The 20,727-nt window shown below is 72.5% G+C and carries 16 protein-coding genes and 1 riboswitch; of the genes, 11 read left to right on the forward strand and 5 right to left on the reverse strand.

The genetic code is table 11. The features are described 5' to 3' along the window. The first annotated feature begins 56 nt into the window (after positions 1–56). From rpe to AB0K17_RS25240, 6 genes are all read left to right on the forward strand, one after another. Complete coding sequence (gene rpe, locus AB0K17_RS25215; protein WP_365984325.1) at positions 57–743, forward strand: ribulose-phosphate 3-epimerase; 687 nt, start codon at positions 57–59, stop codon at positions 741–743. A gap of 181 nt (positions 744–924) precedes the next feature. Further along, on the forward strand, positions 925–1,914 hold the full coding sequence (locus AB0K17_RS25220) for a sugar-binding domain-containing protein (RefSeq protein WP_344434282.1): 990 nt from the start codon (positions 925–927) through the stop codon (positions 1,912–1,914). A gap of 271 nt (positions 1,915–2,185) precedes the next feature. Further along, on the forward strand, positions 2,186–3,628 hold the full coding sequence (locus tag AB0K17_RS25225; RefSeq protein WP_365968610.1) for a GuaB1 family IMP dehydrogenase-related protein: 1,443 nt from the start codon (positions 2,186–2,188) through the stop codon (positions 3,626–3,628). A gap of 431 nt (positions 3,629–4,059) precedes the next feature. Further along, complete coding sequence (locus tag AB0K17_RS25230) at positions 4,060–5,964, forward strand: amino acid permease (protein ID WP_365968611.1); 1,905 nt, start codon at positions 4,060–4,062, stop codon at positions 5,962–5,964. A gap of 82 nt (positions 5,965–6,046) precedes the next feature. Then, positions 6,047–6,613: a GNAT family protein gene (locus AB0K17_RS25235; protein ID WP_365968612.1), complete on the forward strand. Its 567-nt coding sequence runs from the start codon at positions 6,047–6,049 to the stop codon at positions 6,611–6,613. Between the two features lie 97 nt (positions 6,614–6,710). Then, positions 6,711–7,166, forward strand: coding sequence for an Lrp/AsnC family transcriptional regulator (locus AB0K17_RS25240; RefSeq protein WP_344434085.1), 456 nt, complete (start codon positions 6,711–6,713; stop codon positions 7,164–7,166). 111 nt (positions 7,167–7,277) lie between these two features. Here AB0K17_RS25240 and AB0K17_RS25245 read toward each other — a convergent pair whose 3' ends face one another. After that, positions 7,278–8,399, reverse strand: coding sequence for a hypothetical protein (locus AB0K17_RS25245; RefSeq protein WP_365984326.1), 1,122 nt, complete (start codon positions 8,397–8,399; stop codon positions 7,278–7,280). A 60-nt stretch (positions 8,400–8,459) separates the two neighbouring features. On the opposite strand from AB0K17_RS25245, the gene AB0K17_RS25250 reads away from it, so the two are divergent. From AB0K17_RS25250 to AB0K17_RS25260, 3 genes are all read left to right on the forward strand, one after another. Beyond that, positions 8,460–8,957, forward strand: coding sequence for a MarR family transcriptional regulator (locus tag AB0K17_RS25250; RefSeq protein WP_365984327.1), 498 nt, complete (start codon positions 8,460–8,462; stop codon positions 8,955–8,957). A 438-nt stretch (positions 8,958–9,395) separates the two neighbouring features. Beyond that, positions 9,396–10,196 carry a carbon-nitrogen hydrolase family protein gene (locus AB0K17_RS25255; RefSeq protein WP_365968615.1) on the forward strand — a complete coding sequence of 267 codons (801 nt, stop codon included), beginning with the start codon at positions 9,396–9,398 and terminating at the stop codon, positions 10,194–10,196. Positions 10,197–10,256: 60 nt separating this feature from the next. Beyond that, the gene (locus AB0K17_RS25260; RefSeq protein WP_365968616.1) at positions 10,257–11,963 is read left to right on the forward strand and encodes an NAD(P)/FAD-dependent oxidoreductase; all 1,707 of its coding nucleotides are present in this window, start codon (positions 10,257–10,259) and stop codon (positions 11,961–11,963) included. A 19-nt stretch (positions 11,964–11,982) separates the two neighbouring features. Here AB0K17_RS25260 and AB0K17_RS25265 read toward each other — a convergent pair whose 3' ends face one another. Beyond that, positions 11,983–12,675, reverse strand: a complete 693-nt coding sequence (locus AB0K17_RS25265) for a DUF5995 family protein (protein ID WP_365968617.1) — start codon at positions 12,673–12,675, stop codon at positions 11,983–11,985. Positions 12,676–12,725: 50 nt separating this feature from the next. Next, the gene (locus AB0K17_RS25270; protein WP_365968618.1) at positions 12,726–14,132 is read right to left on the reverse strand and encodes a solute carrier family 23 protein; all 1,407 of its coding nucleotides are present in this window, start codon (positions 14,130–14,132) and stop codon (positions 12,726–12,728) included. A 235-nt stretch (positions 14,133–14,367) separates the two neighbouring features. Here AB0K17_RS25270 and AB0K17_RS25275 point away from each other — a divergent pair, with 235 nt between their 5' ends. Continuing rightward, on the forward strand, positions 14,368–15,225 hold the full coding sequence (locus AB0K17_RS25275) for a hypothetical protein (RefSeq protein ID WP_365984328.1): 858 nt from the start codon (positions 14,368–14,370) through the stop codon (positions 15,223–15,225). A gap of 117 nt (positions 15,226–15,342) precedes the next feature. Here AB0K17_RS25275 and AB0K17_RS25280 read toward each other — a convergent pair whose 3' ends face one another. Continuing rightward, a complete protein-coding gene (locus AB0K17_RS25280) occupies positions 15,343–16,530 on the reverse strand; it encodes an MFS transporter (protein ID WP_365984329.1) in 1,188 nt (395 codons plus the stop codon). 40 nt (positions 16,531–16,570) lie between these two features. After that, entirely contained in the window at positions 16,571–18,955 is a 2,385-nt protein-coding gene (locus AB0K17_RS25285; RefSeq protein ID WP_365984330.1) for a glycosyl hydrolase family 18 protein, read from the reverse strand. A gap of 313 nt (positions 18,956–19,268) precedes the next feature. After that, positions 19,269–19,399, forward strand: a riboswitch (FMN riboswitch). A 167-nt stretch (positions 19,400–19,566) separates the two neighbouring features. On the opposite strand from AB0K17_RS25285, the gene ribD reads away from it, so the two are divergent. Then, a complete protein-coding gene (gene ribD / locus AB0K17_RS25290; RefSeq protein ID WP_365984331.1) occupies positions 19,567–20,727 on the forward strand; it encodes a bifunctional diaminohydroxyphosphoribosylaminopyrimidine deaminase/5-amino-6-(5-phosphoribosylamino)uracil reductase RibD in 1,161 nt (386 codons plus the stop codon).

Here is a 20,727-nt window from a genome sequence, read left to right on the forward strand (position 1 = left end):
TTGAGGACATCGGGGGCCCACCGCGCCCCGCAACGTCGGCATGGCAGGCTAAAGGCATGGCAGCGCAGATCAATCCCAGCATTCTGTCCGCGGACTTCGCCCGGCTCGCCGATGAGGCGCGGGCCGTCGAGGGCGCCGACTGGCTTCACGTCGACGTGATGGACAACCACTTCGTCCCCAACCTCACCCTCGGCGTCCCCGTCGTGGAGTCGCTGCGGAAGGCCACGGACATCCCGCTGGACTGCCACCTGATGATCGAGGATCCCGACCGCTGGGCCCCGCAGTACGCGGAGGCCGGTGCCGGGTCGGTGACCTTCCACGCCGAGGCCGCCGCGGCGCCGGTGCGGCTGGCGCGGGAGATCCGGGCCAAGGGGGCGCGGGCGTCGATGGCGCTGAAGCCCGCCACTCCCATCGAGCCGTTCGAGGACCTGCTCCCCGAGCTGGACATGCTGCTGATCATGACCGTGGAGCCGGGCTTCGGCGGCCAGGCGTTCCTGGACATCATGCTGCCCAAGATCCGCCGCACCCGGGAGCTGATCTCGCGGCACAACCTGCAGCTGTGGCTGCAGGTCGACGGCGGCGTCTCGGCCGCAACGATCGAGCGCTGCGCCGAGGCCGGCGCGGACGTGTTCGTGGCCGGCTCCGCCGTCTACGGTACGGACGACCCGGCGGCAGCCGTACGCTCGCTGCGCGCACAGGCGGAGGAGACCATGGCGCGGACGCCCTGGGCCTGTGCCCACTAACGCGCCCCGCGCCGCTCGCCCGAATTGCTGAGGGCTAAGGTCAAGGTCTGATCAAGGACCGCCGAATCTGACAGGATGAGGCCGAGTCCTTTGAGCTCCACAGCAACACGCAGCAGCAGTAGACAAGCTCGACCACAGTAGTGAGGAGATCGCGGTGTCGACGGGCCGTTCGACCACGCCTATGGGGCCCGCCGAGCTGGTGCAGGCGGCGGCGATGGCCCGCCGCTTCTACCTCGAGGGCAAGTCGAAGATCCAGATCGCCGAGGAGTTCGGCGTGAGCCGCTTCAAGGTGGCGCGGGTGCTGGAGACGGCACTGGAGCGCGACCTCGTGCGGATCGAGATCCGGGTGCCGGCCGAGCTGGACGCGGAGCGCTCCGACGCGCTGCGCGCCCGCTACGGGCTGCGGCACGCGGTCGTCGTGGAGTCCCCGGCCGACGCGGCCGACGACGCGCCCGACCCCGAGAACCTCGGCGAGGTGGCAGCCGGCCTGCTCGGCGAGCTGGTCCACGAAGGCGACGTGCTCGGCCTCGCCTGGGGCCGGTCCACCATCCACATGGCCGCCGCCCTGCACCGGCTGCCGCCGTGCACCGTGGTCCAGCTCACGGGCGTGTACGACGCCGGCACGGCCGAGCGCGGTTCGGTGGAGGCCGTGCGCCGGGCCGCCCAGGTCTCCGGCGGCGAGGCCCACCCGATCTACGCGCCGATGCTGCTGCCGGACACGGCCACCGCGGCCGCACTGCGCGGCCAGACGGGCATCGCCCGGGCCTTCGAGTACTTCGACAAGGTCACCGTCGCGGCCGTGTCCATCGGCTCCTGGGAGCCCGGCATCTCCACGGTCTACGACATGCTCACCGACGCCGAGCGCGCCCACTACGCCTCGCTGGGGGCCGCCGCCGAGATGTCGGCGCACCTGTTCGACGCCGAGGGCCGGCGCATCGGCCGGGACCTGGGCGAGCGCTGCATCACCGTCGAGGCCGACCGGCTGCGCCGGATCCCCGAGGTCGTGGCGATCGCCGGCGGCCAGCGCAAGGCGGCGGCGATCGGCGCCGTGCTGCGCTCGGGCCTGGTGACGAGCCTGGTCACGGACACCGCCGCGGCCGACTACCTGCTGCACGAGACCGGCCCGGGCCCCCGCCCGGCCCTCGACCGGGCCGACCCCGACCAGGGCTGATCGACCTCTTTGCCGCGCCCGCCCCACTCGGGGCGGGCGCTCGCCCGTATCCGTACGCCGGCCCCCGTGCAATCGGACGAGCCGGTTGCTTGGCGGAAGCCACAAAAGACCCCCGGAACCCGCTGGCCGAAGTCACAGAATGTGACCCGGGGGCGCCACGAACGGGCGAAATCATGGATGATGGGTCCAGGAACCTCAGCCCGATCCGGGTCTGGTTCGGTGCTGACTCCCCACCCGCTCTGTACGTAAAACCGCAGGTGAGAGAGCCAGTATGCGATTCCTCAACGACCAGAAGCCGGCCTACGACCTCACGTACGACGACGTGTTCATGGTGCCGAGCCGTTCCGCCGTCGGTTCCCGTCAGGCCGTCGATCTGACCGCCCCGGACGGCACGGGCACCACCATTCCGCTCGTGGTCGCCAACATGACCGCCATCGCCGGCCGCCGCATGGCCGAGACCGTCGCCCGCCGCGGTGGCCTCGTGGTCATCCCGCAGGACATCCCGATCGAGGTCGTCACCGAGGTCATCTCCTGGGTCAAGAACCGTCACCTGGTTCTGGACACCCCCATCGTCCTCGCCCCCACCCAGACGGTCGCCGACGCGCTGTCGCTGCTGCCCAAGCGCGCCCACGGCGCCGGTGTGGTCGTCGACGCCGACCACCGTCCCGTCGGTGTCGTCACCGAGCACGACCTGACCGGTGTGGACCGCTTCACCCAGCTGTCCGAGGTCATGTCCAAGGAGCTGCTGCTCCTGGACGCCGACATCGACCCGCGCGAGGCCTTCAACCAGCTCGACGCCGCCCACCGCAAGCTCGCGCCCGCGGTCGACAAGGACGGCAAGCTGGCCGGCATCCTCACCCGCAAGGGCGCCCTGCGCGCCACGCTGTACACCCCCGCCACCGACAAGGACGGCAAGCTGCGCATCGCCGCGGCCGTGGGCATCAACGGCGACGTGGCCGGCAAGGCCAAGGCGCTGCTGGACGCCGGTGCGGACACCATCGTCGTGGACACCGCCCACGGTCACCAGGAGACGATGATCGCGGCGATCAAGGCCGTCCGGGCCCTGGACCCGCAGGTCCCGATCGTCGCCGGCAACATCGTCGCCGCCGAGGGCGTGCGCGACCTCATCGAGGCCGGCGCGGACATCATCAAGGTCGGTGTGGGCCCGGGCGCCATGTGCACCACCCGCATGATGACCGGCGTGGGCCGCCCGCAGTTCTCCGCGGTGCTCGAGTGCGCCGCCGAGGCGAAGAAGTACGGCAAGCACGTCTGGGCCGACGGTGGCGTCCGTCACCCGCGCGACGTCGCCATGGCGCTCGCCGCCGGTGCCTCCAACGTCATGATCGGCTCCTGGTTCGCCGGCACCTACGAGTCCCCGGGCGACCTGCAGCAGTCCGCCGACGGCCGGCTGTACAAGGAGAGCTTCGGCATGGCCTCCGCCCGCGCCGTGCGCAACCGCACGTCCGAGGAGTCCGCGTACGACCGGGCGCGCAAGGGCCTGTTCGAGGAGGGCATCTCCACCTCCCGCATGTTCCTCGACCCGACCCGCCCGGGCGTCGAGGACCTGATCGACTCGATCATCGCGGGCGTCCGCTCCTCCTGCACCTACGCCGGTGCCGCCTCCCTGGAGGAGTTCGCCGAGCGGGCCGTCGTCGGTGTCCAGAGCGCCGCCGGCTACGCCGAGGGCAAGCCGCTGCACGCCAGCTGGCAGTAATCCGCCACCAGCGCCGAGGGGCGCGTCCCGGTTCGCCGGGGCGCGCCCCTTTCGCATGCCCGCGCACAGGCGCTCCGGGCTCGCCGGTAGGTCGATTTCCGGCCGTCTTCGCCACCTTCGGCCGCACCCCGGCCGACGTGCCCTTTTCCGCCCCGTGTACCGATTCATTACCCGACGTGCAACGATCATCCGCTCTTGCGCAGCGCACGCAATGATCGAACGCGCATACGCAATAATGGTGCATTACGAGCGCGGACCCTCACCTCGTAGGGTCTGCGCAGAACGTGGAGTGGCGGATACCGCTTGCTCGGCGGTACCCCCTCCAAACGGGTTTGCTCTGCCATGCCGGCGCGCCCGTGGGGCACCGCCGCGGCCGCCGCCCGACGACCGACCGGTACCCCCCGACCGGCAGTCCTGAACGGAGCGACCCAGTGTTGGACCAAGGCACAGCGCCCCCCGCCACCGGTGAGAAGCAGCGCACCCCGCTGCCGACCGCCGGCTTCGGTGCCCGCATGATGCGGCGCAAGCCCGTCGAGCGCCTGGTCGCCGAGGGCGGCCAGGGCGAAGGCGGCACCCTGCGCCGCTCGCTCGGCATGTGGCAGCTGACGATGATCAGCATCGGCGCCACGCTGGGCACGGGCATCTTCGTCGTCCTCGGCAACGCCGTTCCCGACGCCGGCCCGGCCGTCGTGATCTCGTTCGTCCTGGCGGGCCTGACCGCGCTGTTCTCGGCCCTGTCCTACGCCGAGCTCGCCGGCACCATCCCGGTCTCCGGCTCCTCGTACTCCTACGCCTACGCCACCCTCGGCGAGGTCATCGCCTGGGTCTGCGGCTGGTGCCTGATCCTCGAGTACGGCGTCTCCGTCGCGGCCGTCGCCGTCGGCTGGGGCCAGTACCTCAACGAGCTCCTCGAAGGCACCATCGGCGTCACCATCCCCGCGTGGATGGCCAACCCGCCCGGTGTCGACGGCGGCGTCTTCAACCTGCCCGCCCTGCTCGTCGTGCTGCTGTGCATGGCGTTCCTGCTCGGCGGCGCCAAGGAGAGCGCCCGCGCCAACACCATCATGGTCGGCGTGAAGATCGCGGCCCTGCTGCTGTTCTGCGCCGTGGCCTTCACCGGCATCAAGGCCGGCAACTACAGCCCCTTCATGCCGCTCGGCCTGGGCGGTGTGAGCGCCGCCGGCGCCACGCTGTTCTTCAGCTACATCGGCTTCGACGCCGCCTCCACGGCGGGCGAGGAGGCCAAGGACCCCAAGCGGGACCTGCCCAAGGCCATCATGCTCTCGCTGCTGATCGTCACCGCGCTGTACGTGCTGGTGGCGGCCATCGCGGTCGGCGCCATGCCGTGGAACCAGTTCAAGGACTCCGAGGCCGCGCTCGCCGGCATCATGAAGGACGTCACCGGCCACGGCTACTGGGCCGTCTTCCTCGCCGCCGGCGCCGTCATCGCCATCGCGAGCGTGGTGCTGACCGTCCTCTACGGCCAGACCCGCATCCTGTTCGCGATGTCCCGCGACGGCCTGGTGCCGCGGACGTTCGCCAAGGTCAGCCGCAACGGCGTGCCGGTGTCCAACACCGTGATCGTCTCCGCCTTCTGCGGCATCCTCGCCGCAGTGGTCCCGCTCGGCCAGCTGGCGGACGCGACCAGCATCGGCACGCTCTTCGCCTTCGGCCTGGTCAACATCGCCGTCATCGTGCTCCGCTTCACCCGCCCCGGGATGAAGCGCAGCTTCCAGGTACCGCTTTCGGGTAGGCGTGTGAAGCTGTTCGGCCTGACGCTGCCGCTGGCGCCGGTCTTCCCGGCGATCGGCTTCGCGATGTGCGTCTACATGATGTTCAGCCTGGACGTCGTGACGTGGGAGGTCTTCCTCGGCTGGATGGCCGTCGGCCTGGTCATCTACTTCGCCTACGGCATGCGCAACTCCCGCCTGGTCAAGGCCGCCGCCGAGGCGGAGGGCAAGGCCGAGGAGACGGCCGACGCGAAGGAGCAGGCGAAGGCCGGCGAGAAGGAGCAGGTCAAGGTCGCCTCCGAGGCCGCCTCGAAGGCCGGCGACAACGCAGGGGCGAAGGCCGCCTCGAAGGCCGGCGCGGCCAAGAAGCCCGCTGCCAAGAAGGCCGCCGCCCGGAAGCCGGCCGCCCGGTCGACCGGGTCGACCGCCCGCAAGGGCACGCGCGGGACCGCGCAGAAGTCGGCACAGAAGACCGCACAGAAGACCGCGCAGAAGACCGCGCAGAAGTCCTCGCGAACGGCCGCGAAGCCGACGACCGGGAAGACCGGGAACAAGGCGGAGAAGCGCCCCGAAAAGGGCGCCGGGGCCGCCGACGCGGCGAAGTGATCTCCGCCGGGTCACCCCTATGATCGCCAGCTGCCGGGTCCGCCGTACGGGCCCGGCAGCACGCGTATCGGGAGGGGATCCGATGAGCACCAGCCAGCTCCTGCTGACCGGCGACCGCCTGGCCCTGGGCATGCCCCGGGACGAGATGCTCACCGAGTACCACAGATGGGAGACCGACCCCGGCACCGTCCTCGGCCGGGGCGCCCGCTTCCCCCGCACCTGGGAGGCCCGGGCGGAGGAGTGGGACCGCGAGCTGGACGACCGCGACCACGTGCGCTTCGAGATCGTGCGGCTGAAGGACAAGCAGCCGGTCGGGCTGACCGCGCTGCGGGTGGACGCCCGGGAGCACCGGGCGGAGTTCACGATCCTGCTGGCCCCCTCCTACCGCGGCAAGCGCTTCGCCGAGGAGGCCACCCGCCTCACCCTGGACTGGGCCTTCCACCTGGGCGCGCTGCGCGCGGTCTGGCTGCGGGTGCTGGAGCCCAACCGGGCCGCGATCACGGCCTTCGAGAAGGCCGGATTCCGGCCGACCGGCCGCTTTCGCAAATCGGGCCACTGGCTGGGGCAGTACGTCGACGAAGTGCTGATGGACGCCCTGCCCGACGAGTTTCCCGGGCCCTCGGCCATGGTCAGTGCGCTCGGCAGCTGAAGGCCGGTCGGCCGCTGTCGGGTCGGGCACCCGGCCGGGTACGTGATCTACTGCTCGTAGCAGCAGAGGTTACCCGGAGAAAAGTGATCCACCCGCCGTGCGATTGAACGAGCTCGACGAACGCATCGTGCATGCCCTGGCCGAGGACGCCAGGCGCTCCTACGCCGACATCGGCGCGGAGATCGGCCTGTCGGCACCCGCCGTCAAGAGGCGCGTGGACAGGCTGCGCGCCGAGGGCGCCATCACCGGCTTCACCGTCCGCGTCGACCCCGCCGCCCTGGGCTGGGAGACGGAGGGCTTCATCGAGCTGTACTGCCGCCGCAACACCTCGCCCGACGCCATCCACCGGGGCCTGTCGCGCTACCCGGAGGTGGCCTCGGCCTCCACCGTCACCGGTGAGGCCGACGCCCTCGTCCAGATCTTCGCCTCCGACATGCGGCACTTCGAGCGGGTGCTGGAGCGGATCGCGGGGGAGCCGTTCGTGGAGCGCACCAAGTCGGTGCTGGTGCTCTCGCCCCTGCTGCGCCGCTTCAGCTCCGGCGCGCCGTCCTAGGGCACGTCCGGCGCGCATCGCGCTGCGCCCCGTAGGGCGCGGGGAACTGCGCGACAAGCCACGACGCGCCCGTAGATCGAACGCCGCCCCGCGCCCCTGACGGGACGGTCCTCACCGGACGAAGCGCGAGACGCCGCCGCCGTCGTCCAGCCGCTTGATGCGCTGCTGGGCGGCGTACGCGGCGGCCGGGTAGCGCGGGTCGGGCCGCAGTGCGTACTCCCGCAGGCACGCCTCGGTGAACTTCACGACGTGCTCGTCGCCGTGCTCCACGGCCCGGGCGCCCAGCTCGTCGATCGGCGGCAGGTCCGCCGCCTCGGCGCGCCAGGCGTCGGTGCCCTCGCCGCGCCGGTCGGTCGTCATGCACAGCAGGAAGCCGACCTGGACCTGCCACAGGGCGGCCAGCGTGGGCTCGTACAGCTCGTGCGGCAGGTGCGGCAGCACCAGGCGGGCGGCGGCGGGCGCGGTGACGCCGTGGACCAGCGGTACGGGGAAGACCTCCGGGTGCCCGAGGTAGACGTCGGCGAACTGCACCGTCATCTCGCTCAGCAGCCGCGGCGCCTGCTGCGGGGCGAGCCGGACGAGCGCCTCGCTGTAGCCGTCGAGGTCGCCGAGCGAGGCGAAGCGCCGCCGGAACATGTCGGGCCCCGGGGTGCCGTGCTCCGGTGTGCGGGGGAGGGCGGCGACGGCCGACGGCACGTCGTGCGTGCCGCCCAGCCGTGGCCGGCCCGGCAGCTCGGTGTAGCGCGCGGCCCAGTACGCCAGCCCCCGCGCCAGCTCGTCCAGCTGCAGCCGGGTGGGCTCGCCGGCCGCGTACAGGCCGCGCACCGCGTGCGCCGTGCGGATCAGGCCGTGGGTCAGGCCGGCGAACAGGCCGGGCAGCAGGCGCGGCCACCAGCGCACCAGCACCTCGCGCCAGGGGGCCTCGGCCAGCTCGCGCACGAACAGGCGCTCCCAGTCGCCGGCCCGCTCGAAGGCGCCCAGGGCCGGGCGCCAGGACGCCTCGTCGGCCGGGTCCAGGGCGAAACGGGCGGCGGGCGGCTCGTGGTGCTCCACGGCACGGCGGTAGCGCTCGACCCAGCGGCCCACCTCGTCGCCGTGGCCGAGCACGGCGACCGCCTCGGCGCCCATGGGGCCGTGATTGGCCAGGTCGGCGCCCTGGCCCCGCTCGTACCCGAGATCGTCCAAGCGTTCCAGGGCCTCGTTGACCGCATCGGTGTAGCTGATCGACGGCATGGGGATGCACCTTTCGGAGAGCCGAACTGTTTGGATTTCCGAACCATCTAGACTCGCAGTATGCCGCACCGCAACGACACGGGGGAAGCGCCCCGGACGCCGAGCCCCGCCGAGCTCGAAGTCATCGCCCTCGTACCGCAGTTGGAGCCCTTCTTCCGGAAGTCCGTGGTGCACGACCAGATGCCCCCGATGCTGCTGGAGGCCATGGAGTCGGGCGGCCTGACCGCCCGGCACGGGGCCGTGCTGCCCCATCTGTTGGCCGGAGTGCCGCTGACGGTCGGCGAGATCGCCGGCCGGCTGAAGGTCTCGCTGCCCACCGCGAGCGAACTCGTGGGGGCACTGAGCCGGGCGGGCATCGTGCGGCGCGCGGAGGACCCGGCGAACCGGCGCCGGGTCCTGGTCACCCTCGCCGAGGAGTACCGCGGGGCGGTCGAGACGTTCCTCGGCCGGCGCATGGAACCGCTGCTGCGCGTGCTGGACGAGCTCGGCGCCCAGGAGCGGGCCGGCTTCCTGGCCGGCATGGAGGCATGGGTGCGCGCAGTGCGCAGCGCCCCGTAGGGGCGCGTGCAGGGCGTGTCCGGCGGATCATGCGGTGCCCCGTAAGGGGCGCGGGGAACTGCGCGACAAGCCACGACGTGCCCGCAGTCGACCCCCGGGGGTGGCGTGTCAGCTGCGGGCCGTCGCCGGCTGATCGCGCAGTTCCCCGCGCCCCTTACGGGGCGCCGTGGTGGCGCGTGACGAAGATCCGCCGGACACGGCTAGGCGCGGCACTTCGTCTGCGGGCGCATCGTGGCTGGTCGCGCAGTTCCCCGCGCCCCTTGCGGGGCGCCGTGGAGAAGGGCGGGAAAGGCGGAAGACCGCGCGCAACGAATCGCCGCCGGGGTGGAAAAACACGCAACGAATCGCGCGGCTGCGCGCAACGTCGATGCCTTGTACCGGCCGGTTACCGGACCGTACCGTCTTCTCAATTCGCCCATCCGCCCCGGAGAGGACCGCATGACGCCGCTGCGCATCGCGCTGTACCAAGGCCCCAGCGGCGTTCCCTCCGCCCTTGCCGACAGCCTCGACGCCCTGTCCGCCGCCGCCCGGCGGGCCGCTGCCGCCGGCGCCCGGCTGCTGCTGACGAACGAGCTGTTCCTGACCGGGTACGCCCTCGGCTCCGCCGTCCGCGACCTGGCCGAGCCCGCCGACGGGCCGTCCGCCCGGGCCGTGGCCCGCATCGCGGCCGAGCACGGCATCGCCATCGGCTACGGCTACCCCGAGCGCGACGGCGAGGCGGTCTTCAACACCCTGGGCCTCGTGGGCCCCGACGGGGCCCCGCTCGCCACGTACCGCAAGACGCACCTGTTCGGCGAGTACGAGACGACCTGCTTCACCCCCGGCGAGGACCTCGTCGTCCAGGCCGACCTCGACGGCGTCCGCCTCGGCCTGCTGATCTGCTACGACGTGGAGTTCCCCGAGACCGTACGGGCCCATGCGCTGGCCGGCACCGAGCTGCTGCTCGTGCCCACCGCCCTGATGCGGCCCTACGAGATCGTCCCGCAGACGATCGTCCCGGCCCGGGCCTGGGAGAGCCAGCTCTACATCGCCTACGTCAACCGTTGCGGCGACGAGGGTGAGTTCACCTTCGCGGGGCTGTCCTGCCTCGCCTCGCCCGACGGGACCGTACGGGCGCGGGCCGGCGCGGGCGAGGACCTGATCCTCGCCGATGTGGACCCGCGGCTGCTCGCCGCGTCCCGCGCCGAGAACACCTACCTGAGCGACCGCCGCCCCGGCCTGTACACCTCGCTCACCTGAACCCGGGGTCGTCCCCCCGCCGCCCCCTCGACACCCCCTGCCAGTAGGAGAGTCCAGCCGATGACGTCCACGGTGCCCCCCGCCGCCCACGACGAGCACGAGCAGGCCCAGCCCGCCCTGCCGCCGATCACCATGTTCGGCCCGGACTTCCCGTTCGCGTACGACGACTTCCTCGCCCACCCGGCGGGCCTGGGCCAGGTGCCGGCCACCGAGCACGGCACCGAGGTCGCCATCATCGGCGGTGGACTGTCCGGCATCGTGGCCGCCTACGAGCTGATGAAGATGGGCCTCAAGCCCGTCGTCTACGAGGCGGACCAGATCGGCGGACGGCTGCGGACCGTCGGTTTCGAGGGGTGCGACGACGAGCTGACGGCCGAGATGGGCGCGATGCGCTTCCCGCCGTCCTCCACCGCCTTCCAGCACTACATCGACCTGGTGGACCTGCAGACCAAGCCGTTCCCCAACCCGCTCGCGCCCGACACCCCCTCGACCGTCGTCGACCTCAAGGGCGAGTCGCACTACGCGGAGACCATCGACGACCTGCCGCAGGTCTACCGCGACGTGGCCACCGCGTGGAACGCCTGCCTGGAGGAGGGTGCCGACTTCTCCGACATGAACCGGGCCATGCGCGAGCGCGACGTGCCGCGCATCCGCGAGATCTGGGCCAAGCTGGTCGAGAAGCTCGACAACCAGACCTTCTACGGCTTCCTGTGCGAGTCGGAGGCCTTCAAGTCCTTCCGGCACCGCGAGATCTTCGGCCAGGTCGGCTTCGGCACCGGCGGTTGGGACACCGACTTCCCCAACTCCATCCTGGAGATCCTGCGCGTCGTCTACACCGAGGCCGACGACCACCACCGCGGCATCGTCGGCGGCAGCCAGCAGCTGCCGCTGCGCCTGTGGGAGCGCGAGCCCGAGAAGATCGTCCACTGGGCGCAGGGCACCTCGCTGTCCTCCCTGCACGGCGGCGCGCCGCGCCCGGCCGTGACCCGGCTGCACCGCACCGCCGGCAACCGCATCACGGTCACCGACGCGGCCGGCGACATCCGCACCTACCGGGCGGCGATCTTCACCGCCCAGTCCTGGATGCTGCTGTCGAAGATCGAGTGCGACGACTCGCTCTTCCCGATCGACCACTGGACGGCGATCGAGCGCACCCACTACATGGAGTCGTCCAAGCTCTTCGTGCCCGTGGACCGGCCGTTCTGGCTGGACAAGGACGAGGAGACCGGCCGGGACGTCATGTCGATGACGCTCACCGACCGCATGACCCGCGGCACCTACCTGCTGGACAACGGCCCCGACAAGCCCGCCGTGATCTGCCTGTCGTACACCTGGTGCGACGACAGCCTCAAGTGGCTGCCGCTGTCGGCGAACGAGCGCCTGGAGGTCATGCTCAAGTCGCTCGGCGAGATATACCCGAAGGTCGACATCCGCAAGCACATCATCGGCAACCCGGTGACGGTCTCCTGGGAGAACGAGCCCTACTTCATGGGCGCGTTCAAGGCCAACCTGCCCGGCCACTACCGCTACCAGCGGCGCCTGTACACCCACTTCATGCAGGACCGGCTGCCGGAGGACAAGCGGGGCATCTTCCTCGCGGGCGACGACATCTCCTGGACGGCCGGCTGGGCCGAGGGCGCGGTGCAGACGGCGCTCAACGCGGTGTGGGGCGTGATGCACCAGCTCGGCGGCGCCACCGACCCGACCAACCCCGGCCCCGGTGACGTCTACGACGAGATCGCCCCGGTCGAGCTGCCGGAGGACTGAGAAGCCGGTGGGTGCCTGCTCATCCCAGGGGGGTGAGCAGGCATCTGCCCACCATGCCCACGCTGGCGTCCACCCGGTCGGTGAACTCCTCCACCACGTCCGGCAGGTGGCGCACCGCCCACAGCGTGCGGAAGGACGCCCACGCCGCGCCGCGCGCGGCCTCCAGCGTCCAGGAGCCGACCAGGTGGGTGAGCGGATCGGCGACGTCCAGCAGGTCGGGGCCGGGCATCAGCTCCTCGCGGATCCGCTCCTCCATCGCCACCAGCATCGCGCCGATGCGGCGGAAGTCCGGTTGCAGGGCCCGCGGCTCGGTGTCCAGCACCCGGCAGGTCTCCAGCAGGGCCAGGGCCAGGTCGTGCCCGATGTGGGCGTTGATCCCCGCGAGGGCGAACTGCAGGGGCTGCACGGCCGGGTGGCCACGCAGCTGGAACAGCGGCTGCCAGCAGGCGGGCTGCCGCCGGCCGAGGGACGCCTGGTCGACGGCGTGCAGATAGCGCTTGGCGAAGCGGACGTCCAGCTCGGCCGCCGCCCGCCCGTCGCCGAACTCCCCGGCTGCGGCCCGGCGGCCGACCTCCTCGGTGACCGACAGGTACACCCGGTTGAACACGGCCACGCCGTCCCGCGGCGGCAGCGCGGCCCGGAGCCCGCGCATGCGCTCCAGCACCCCGTCGATACCGGTCGGCGGTGCCGGCTGTGCCCGCATGATCGTCATAAGCACAGAGTGACAGCTGAACACGGAGCGTAGGCGAATGGGTCCCCGAATTAATCAGAAGGGGTGACCGTCCCCCGCTCCTCCTCGACCGGGTCGTAGCTGCTCGTGCCCTCGTCCAGCAGCGGCTCCTGCTGCTTCATGTGGGCCGGGGCCAGGGCACGCAGCACGTGGTAGCCGGAGAGCACCACGATCGTGCCGAGCGCGATGCCGCTCAGCTCGAAGGAGCTGGAGAACTTCAGGCTCACCCCGCCGATGCCGATGATGATGCCCGCCGCGACCGGCACCAGGTTCAGCGGGTTGCGCAGGTCGACCTTGTTGTGCACCCAGATCTGCGCGCCCAGCAGGCCGATCATGCCGTACAGGATGACGGTGATCCCGCCGAGCACGCCGCCCGGCACGGCCGCGACGACGGCGCCGAACTTGGGGCAGACGCCGAAGAGCAGCGCGAACAGGGCCGCGGCCCAGTAGGCGGCGGTGGAGTAGACGCGGGTGGCGGCCATGACGCCGATGTTCTCCGAGTACGTGGTGTTGGCCGGGCCGCCGACCGCCGTGGAGAGCATGGTGGCGGCGCCGTCCGCGGCGATGGCCACGCCCAGCTGGTCGTCCAGCCGGTCCCCGGTCATCTCGCCGACCGCCTTGACGTGCCCGGCGTTCTCCGCGATCAGGGCGATGACCACCGGCAGGGCCACCAGCGCCGCGGACCAGCCGAAGCTCGGCGCGTGCAGGGAGGGCAGGCCGATCCAGTCCGCCTTGCCCACGCCCGACAGGTCCAGGCGCCAGTGGTCGACGGCCTCCGTGCCGCCGTTGACCGAGTGGATCCTTCCGAAGATGCGGTCGAGCGCCCACGAGAGCGCGTAGCCGAAGAGCAGACCCAGGAAGATGGCGATGCGCGACCAGAAGCCGCGCAGGCACACCACCGCCAGCCCGGTGACCAGCATGGTCAGCAGCGCCGTCCACTGGTCCTGCGGCCAGTACGTGCGCGCCGTGACCGGGGCGAGGTTGAATCCGATCAGCATCACCACGGCGCCGGTGACCACCGGCGGCATCGCCGCGTGGATGATCCGCGCGCCGAAGCGGTGCACCACCAGGCCGCTGAGCAGCAGTGCCCCGCCGACCACGAAGATCGCCCCGGTGACGGCGGCGGTGCCGCCGCCCTGGGCCCGGATGATGGCCGCCACGCCGACGAAGGACAGGCTGCAGCCCAGGTAGCTGGGCACCCGGCCGCGCGTCGCCAGCAGGAAGAGGATCGTGGCGACGCCCGACATCATGATGGCGAGGTTCGGGTCGAGACCCATCAGAACGGGCGCAACGAACGATGCGCCGAACATGGCGACCACGTGCTGGGCGCCCAGGCCCGCCGTGCGCGGCCAGGAGAGCCGTTCATCCGGTCGGACGACGGCCCCGGGTGCGGGCGTGCGCCCGTCGCCGTGCAGGGTCCAGCGCACGCCCAGGCCCATGTCTTGCTCCCATTGTTCGAGGTGGTGGGGGTGATGATCCGCATCATGCTACGGCCGGGCCGCGGCCCGGCCGGCCGGACCGGCTGCCGGAGCCGGCCGTGGGCCGCCAGGCGTGTTGCTGCGATCGGCTCAGAAAACAGCTCGTAGGGCTGTATGACCGCAAGGGGCGGCTGTTTCCCGCTTTCCGGGAGGTATGAGTCTCATTGTCCGATTTCCTGCAATTCAGGAGACACACATGCGCAAGCACGTCGGCCGCACTGCGGCCGCTGCGATCATCGCCGCCGCAACCGTTGTTCCGGTCGCCGGTATCGCTCAGGCCGCGCCCCAGATCGCGTCCGGCAACCAGACCTGGACCTGGGACGACGACCACGACGGCGACCGGGACCGCGACCACGGCCGCAAGGACCGTGACCGCGACCGCGACCACGGCCGGGACAAGGGCCGCGACCGCGACCGCGACTGCGACCACGGCCGCAAGGACCGTGACCGCGACCGCGACCACGGCCGGGACAAGGGCCGCGACCGGGACCGGGACCGCGACCACGGCCGCAAGGACCGTGACCGCGACCGCGACAACTGCGACCACGGCCGCCGCGACCGCGACCGCGACCGGGACCGGGACAACTGCGACCACGGCCGCCGTCACCACGACGACTGCGACCACGGCCGCCGCCACGGTGGCTGGAGCAGCTGGACCCGCACCTACGACCGCTGGGGCTGGGGCGGCTGGGGTGGCATCTGGAACGGCAGCTGGAACAAGCACCACGGCGGTGGCTGGGGCGACTGGGGTAACTGGGGCGGTTGGGGTGGCTGGGGCGGCCACGACGACTGCGACCGCCACGGCGGCCACGGCGGCCACGGTGGTCACGGCGGCCACGGCGGCCACGGCGGCTGGGGTGGCGGCTGGGGCGACCACAACCGCTGGGGCGGCGGCCACGACGACTGCGACCGCTGGGGCGGTGGCGGGCGTCACCACCGCAAGGACGACTGCGACGACGACGACAAGTGGGGCGGCCACCACCGCCACCACGGCGACTGCAACCGCAGCAGCTGGCGCAGCAGCAGCTGGCACAACTGGGGCATCGTGAAGTAATGCGACCCCGGCGCGCCTGAAAGTCCCCCTCCACCGCGGGCCGTGGCCGCACCCTCCGGGGTACGGCTCACGGCCCGCGGCGGTGCGCGCACACCGCCGAGGCGGGACGCCCGGCCGTCAGCGGCGGCGGACGGCCGGGCCGGTACGGGGCGCCGTGGCACGGCGGGCGGGGGCGCGCAGGACGCCCGCGCCCGCCACCAGCCCCGCACCGCACGCCGTCACCACGGCGAACGACACCACCAACGACGTTGCACCGGCGATCTGGCCGATGACGGCCGGGGCCACCAGGCCCGAGGTGTAGGTGACGGTCGCCACGCCCGCTATCGCCCGGCTGGGATCCGGCCCGCTGTGGCCGGCCGCGGCGAAGGCCAGCGGCACCACGACCGCGATGCCCAGACCCATCAGGCCGAAACCGGCGAAGGCCGGCACGGGCGAGCCGGCCAGCACGACCAGCACGCCGCCCAGCGTCGCCAGCGCGCCCCCGGCCCGTACGGTCCGTACGGGCCCCAAGCGGCGCACCGCCGCGTCCCCTGCCAGCCGGGCCGCGGCCATCGTGCAGGCGAAGGCGGTGGTGCAGCCCGCCGCGACGCCGGCGTCGGTGCCCACGACGTCGCGCAGGTAGACCGCGGCCCAGTCCAGGCCCGCGCCCTCGGCGAAGACCGCGCAGAAGCCGACCGCCCCGATCGCCAGCGCCGAGCGCGGCGGCAGCGCGAACCGGGGCGGCGCCGGCTCGTGCTCCGCGGCGCGCACGTCCGGCGCCCCGTGGCAGGCGACCAGGCCCGCCGCGGCCAGCACCGCGGCCGCCAGGGCGAGATGCACCCGGGCGTCCGTGCCGGCGTGCGCGGCGACGGTGCCCACCGCCGAGCCGGCCAGCGCGCCCGCGCTCCACATGCCGTGCAGCCCCGACATGATGGAGCGGCCCAGCTGCTCCTCGGTGCGCACCCCGAGCGCGTTCATCGCCACGTCCGCCATCCCGGACGTCGCCCCGTACAGCGCCAGCGCCCCGCACAGGGCGGGCACGCCGGGGGAGAGGGCCGGCAGCGCGAGGGAGGCGCACCACAGGAGGAGCAGGGCGCGCAGCGCCGTCCGCGAGCCGTAGCGGTGGCTGACCCGCCCCGCGAGCGGCATGGCGAGCGAGGCGCCGATCGCGGGGAAGGCCAGCGCCAGCCCGAGTGCCCCGGCGCCGGCGCCGGTGTGCTCCTGCAGCCACGGGATGCGGGTCGCGAAGCTGCCGGTGACCGCGCCGTGGACGGCGAAGACGGCGGCCATGGCGATACGGGCGCGCTGCGCGCTGCTGCTGCCCATGCGGCTCCTCCCCGGACCGGCGCACCGGGCCCCGCGTCCCTCAGCAGGTTCCCAGGTCCTGCCACACCCCCCACTCGCCGGTGGTGCCGGGCTCCTCGCCCTGCGTCCACCATTTCGCCTTCCAGGTACGGGACTTCCAGGAGACCGTGGCACCGCCACTGTAGGCGCTCGCCCGGTCCCAGGAGGGCGCGGCGCAGCTTCCACCGGTGGGCGTGGCCGTCGGCGTCGCAGTGGGTGTCGCGGTGGGCGTCGCCGTGGGTGTCGCGGTGGGTGTCGGCGTCGGGCCGCCGGGGTCGACCACGGTGGTGCCGCGGGCGAGGTCGCCGGCCAGGGCGTACGTGCTGCCGCCGAAGGTCACGCTCCAGTTGGAGGGCGTGGTGGCCGGCAGGTAGTACGTCAGGTCCACGACGGCGGTGGCACCGGGCGCGATCGACTGGTACGCGGGCAGGGTCACCGACACCCGGTGGTAGTCGCCCTTGAGGCCGCCGATGTTGTTGGGAGCGGTGTGGTCACTGCGAATGACCTTCAGCCCCCAGCCCGACTGGTCCTTGGCGTTCCCGGGCGCCGAGGTGCCGTAGTCGAACTGGAACTCCGCACCGCCCGGGACGGTCGCCCTGGTGCGGTTGGTGATGCGCAGCTTGGGCGTGATGGGGTAGTTGGAGTCGCCGAGCGGGAAGTCGGTGAGGGCCACGTCGATGTCGAGAGCCTTCTCCGGCAGGTCGGTGGTGGCCCGCCGGGCGCCGTAGCCGGGCGCGGCCCTGAAGGCGTCGTACAGGGCGTTCGTCAGGGTCGAGCCGGGCTCGTACTGGCCCTTGGCCGCGTTCCAGCCGTAGTCGCCGGCCAGTTCCCAGATCATCGTGCCGCCCAGGCCCTTGTCGACGACGTAACGCGCCTTGGCCTGCACCGACTGCTCGTCCTCGGTGGACAGGAACACCTTCTTCTCGGCGTTCCACAGCCAGGGGGCGGTCAGGGTGGTGTCGTAGTGGCGGGTGTAGCTGCCGGTGAGCTTGGTGCCGGCGGGGAAGCCGAAGCGGGTCAGGTAGTCGCCCGCGATGCCCTTCTCCAGGTTCTTCGCGTGCCACATCGGGTTGGAGCCGGCGGGCGACTCCTTGCCGTCGTCGTCCTTGTCGTTCCAGATGTTGTCGATGCCCACCGCGCCGTCGCCGCAGGACGTCAGCCCCGAGCCGGCCGGGCACGAGGCGGCCTTGGCCGTGCCCCACAGCCCGTCCGTGCCGCCGGTGACGTTCTTCCAGCCGCGCGTGTAGTACGGCAGCCCGAGGTTGATGCGCCCGGGCGGCAGGGCGCCGCGGAAGTAGTGGTGGGCCCAGTCGCCGTTGAGGTAGCCGATGCCGCCGCACTGCGCGGTGCCGTAGACGCCCCACTTGGCGAGCTCGGCGTCCTTGCCGTCGTCGTACAGCGCCGCGTTGGGGCCGACGAACTCGTTCCAGGCGCCGTGCAGGTCGTAGGACATGACGTTGACGTAGTCCAGGTACTTCGTGGCCTGGTAGGTCTCCATGCCGCGCAGCAGGTAGCCGGAGGACGGTGCGGCGACCGACAGCAGATAGTGCCGGCCGTCGGCGGCGCCCGCCCGGTCGAGCTTCTCGCGCAGGGACTTCAGCAGGGCCGTGTAGCCCCGGTTGAGGCCACCGCGCCGGGCGTTGGCCAGCGCCCAGTCCTTCGGGTGGCCGGCGTCCTTCATCGACGTGGGGTACTCGTAGTCGATGTCGACGCCGTTGAAGCCGTACTTGCGGACGAAGGCGACGGCGGAGTCGGCGAAGGTGTCGATGCCGCCCTGGTTGACCGAGCCGTCGGCGTTCGTCGCGGTCTTGTAGAAGCCGCCGGAGGCGACGCGCTTGCCGTTCTCGTCGATGTACCCGCCGGTCTCCGCCCAGCCGCCCACGGAGATGAGCGTCTTCACCTGGGGGTGGAGCTTTTTGTACTTGGTGAGCAGGTTGAAGTGGCCCTGGTAGGGCAGGACCGGGTCCATCTCGGCGCCCGGCACCCCCGGCCAGGTCATGCCGGTGGCGGGATTGCCCGGTCCGTCGGCGCCGACCGATATCCGGTCGTCCGGGCCGACGTGCGCGAAGGCGTAGTTGAGGTGGGTGACCTTGTCCCAGGGGATGTCGGGGGCGAGGTAGGCGGGGGTGCCGTCCTTGCCGGTGCGCCACCCGGTGAAGTAGCCGATGACGCGGCGCTGGTGGTCGGGGCCCATCTTCTCGCGGCCGGCAGCGTCGTAGACCGAACAGTAGGGGACGTCGACGCCGGGGGTGCGGTAGAGGCCGTCGGGGCGACAGGAGGACTGGTCCTCCGCCTGCGAGGCGGTCGCCGGCAGGGCGGCGACGATCAGTCCGGCGAGTGCGGCGCCGGCCGACGCGAGGGCGGCGGCGCGTCTGCGGCGCAGGCCGATGGTGCTCTTTCGGGACAACACGAGCGTTCCTCCAGTGGGGGGCTCTTGCCAGAGCTGTGCGTGGGGGGCTTGCGACGTGCTGTGGCCCGTGGTGTGCGCGCACCGCCGGGCCGTACTCCTCGGAGGTGTGGCAGAGGTTAAGAGGACTAGACCAGTGCGTCAATAGGTCTGGACCAGGATGTGGAAGGCTGCGAGGCGGAGTGTGAGTCCGCGCACGGTGTCAAGTCCCCATGGACATCGCGGCGCAGCTCGGCGTACGCTCGATGGCAGCCGGACCCGCATCGGAAGTCGCAGGTCAGGCGCCATGTACCCTTAATTGATCCATCACACGCAGCGCACTCCGGGGTCGGTGAAAGTCCGAACCGGCGGTTACAGTCCGCGACCCGGCCGCAGCCAGCGGCCGGTTGACCAGGTGAAATTCCTGGACCGACGGTTAAAGTCCGGATGGGAGGCAGTGCGCGGCGGGCATGCGACGGCACACCGCCACCGGTGACCGCGCGGGCACCCCCTTCTGCGGGGACCCGTGTGTCCTCTCCCGGCGTGCGAGCTGCCGTCGTCGTGTACCCGCTTCTTCGTCGTCCCGTACGACAGCCCCGGAGTCCGTTGCCCGACGAGGCAGGAGGACCCCGGTGGCCACCGCTACCGAAGCCGAGGCGATGCGACGCGCCATCGCGCTCGCCTCCCGCGCCCTCGGTTCCACCAGCCCCAACCCCGTCGTCGGCTGCGTCGTCCTCGACGCCCAGGGCCGCACGGCCGGCGAGGGCTGGCACCGGCGGGCCGGCGGCCCGCACGCCGAGGTGGCCGCCCTGCGCGCCGCCGCCGAGGCCGGCCGCGACGTCCGCGGCGGCACCGCCGTCGTCACCCTGGAGCCCTGCAACCACCCCGGTCGCACCGGCCCCTGCGCCCAGGCGCTCGTCGACGCCGGCATCGCCCGCGTCGTCTACGCCGTCGCCGACCCCAACCCCACCGCCTCCGGCGGCGCCGCCACCCTGGCCGCCGCCGGCGTGCGCACCGAGGGCGGACTGCTCGCCGACGAGGCCGCCGCCGGCAACGCCGCCTGGCTCACCTCCGTCCTGCACGGCCGCCCCTTCGTCACCTGGAAGTACGCCGCCACCCTCGACGGGCGCAGCGCCGCCGCCGACGGCACCAGCCGCTGGATCACCTCGGCCGCCTCCCGCGCCGACGTGCACCGGCTGCGCGCCGAGGCCGACGCCGTCGTCGTCGGCTCCGGCACGCTGCGCGCCGACGACCCGCACCTGGCCGTGCGCGGCGGCGTCCTCGACGAGCGCGAGGTCACCCAGCCGCTGCGGGTCGTCGTCACCACCGACGCCGCCGTCAGGCCCGGCGCCCGCGTGCTCGACGACGCCGCCCCCACCCTGATCGCCGTGGCCGAGGACGCCGACGCCCGGCACCTGGCCGGCACCGGCACCGTCCGCCTGCCGCGCGCCGCCGACGGCGCCGGGCTGGACGTCCGCGCCCTGCTCGCCGCCCTGCACGCCCGCGGCGTGTGCTCGGTCCTGCTGGAGGGCGGCCCGACGCTCGCCGGCGCCTTCCTGGCCGCCGGCGCCGTCGACCGCGTCGTCGGCTATCTCGCCCCCGCCCTGCTCGGCGCCGGACCGGCCGCCCTCGGCCACGCCGGCATCGGCACCGTCGCCGAGACCCTGCGGCTCGACGTCACCGACGTCACCCGGCTCGGCCCCGACCTGCGCATCACCGCCACCCCCCGCACCACCGCCCCCACTGCCGCACCCACTCCCACCGCCACCGCCACCGCCACCGAGGAGATCTGA

The organism is Streptomyces sp. NPDC049585 (genome assembly GCF_040675615.1).
Taxonomy (GTDB): Bacteria; Actinomycetota; Actinomycetes; order Streptomycetales; family Streptomycetaceae; genus Streptomyces; species Streptomyces luteosporeus.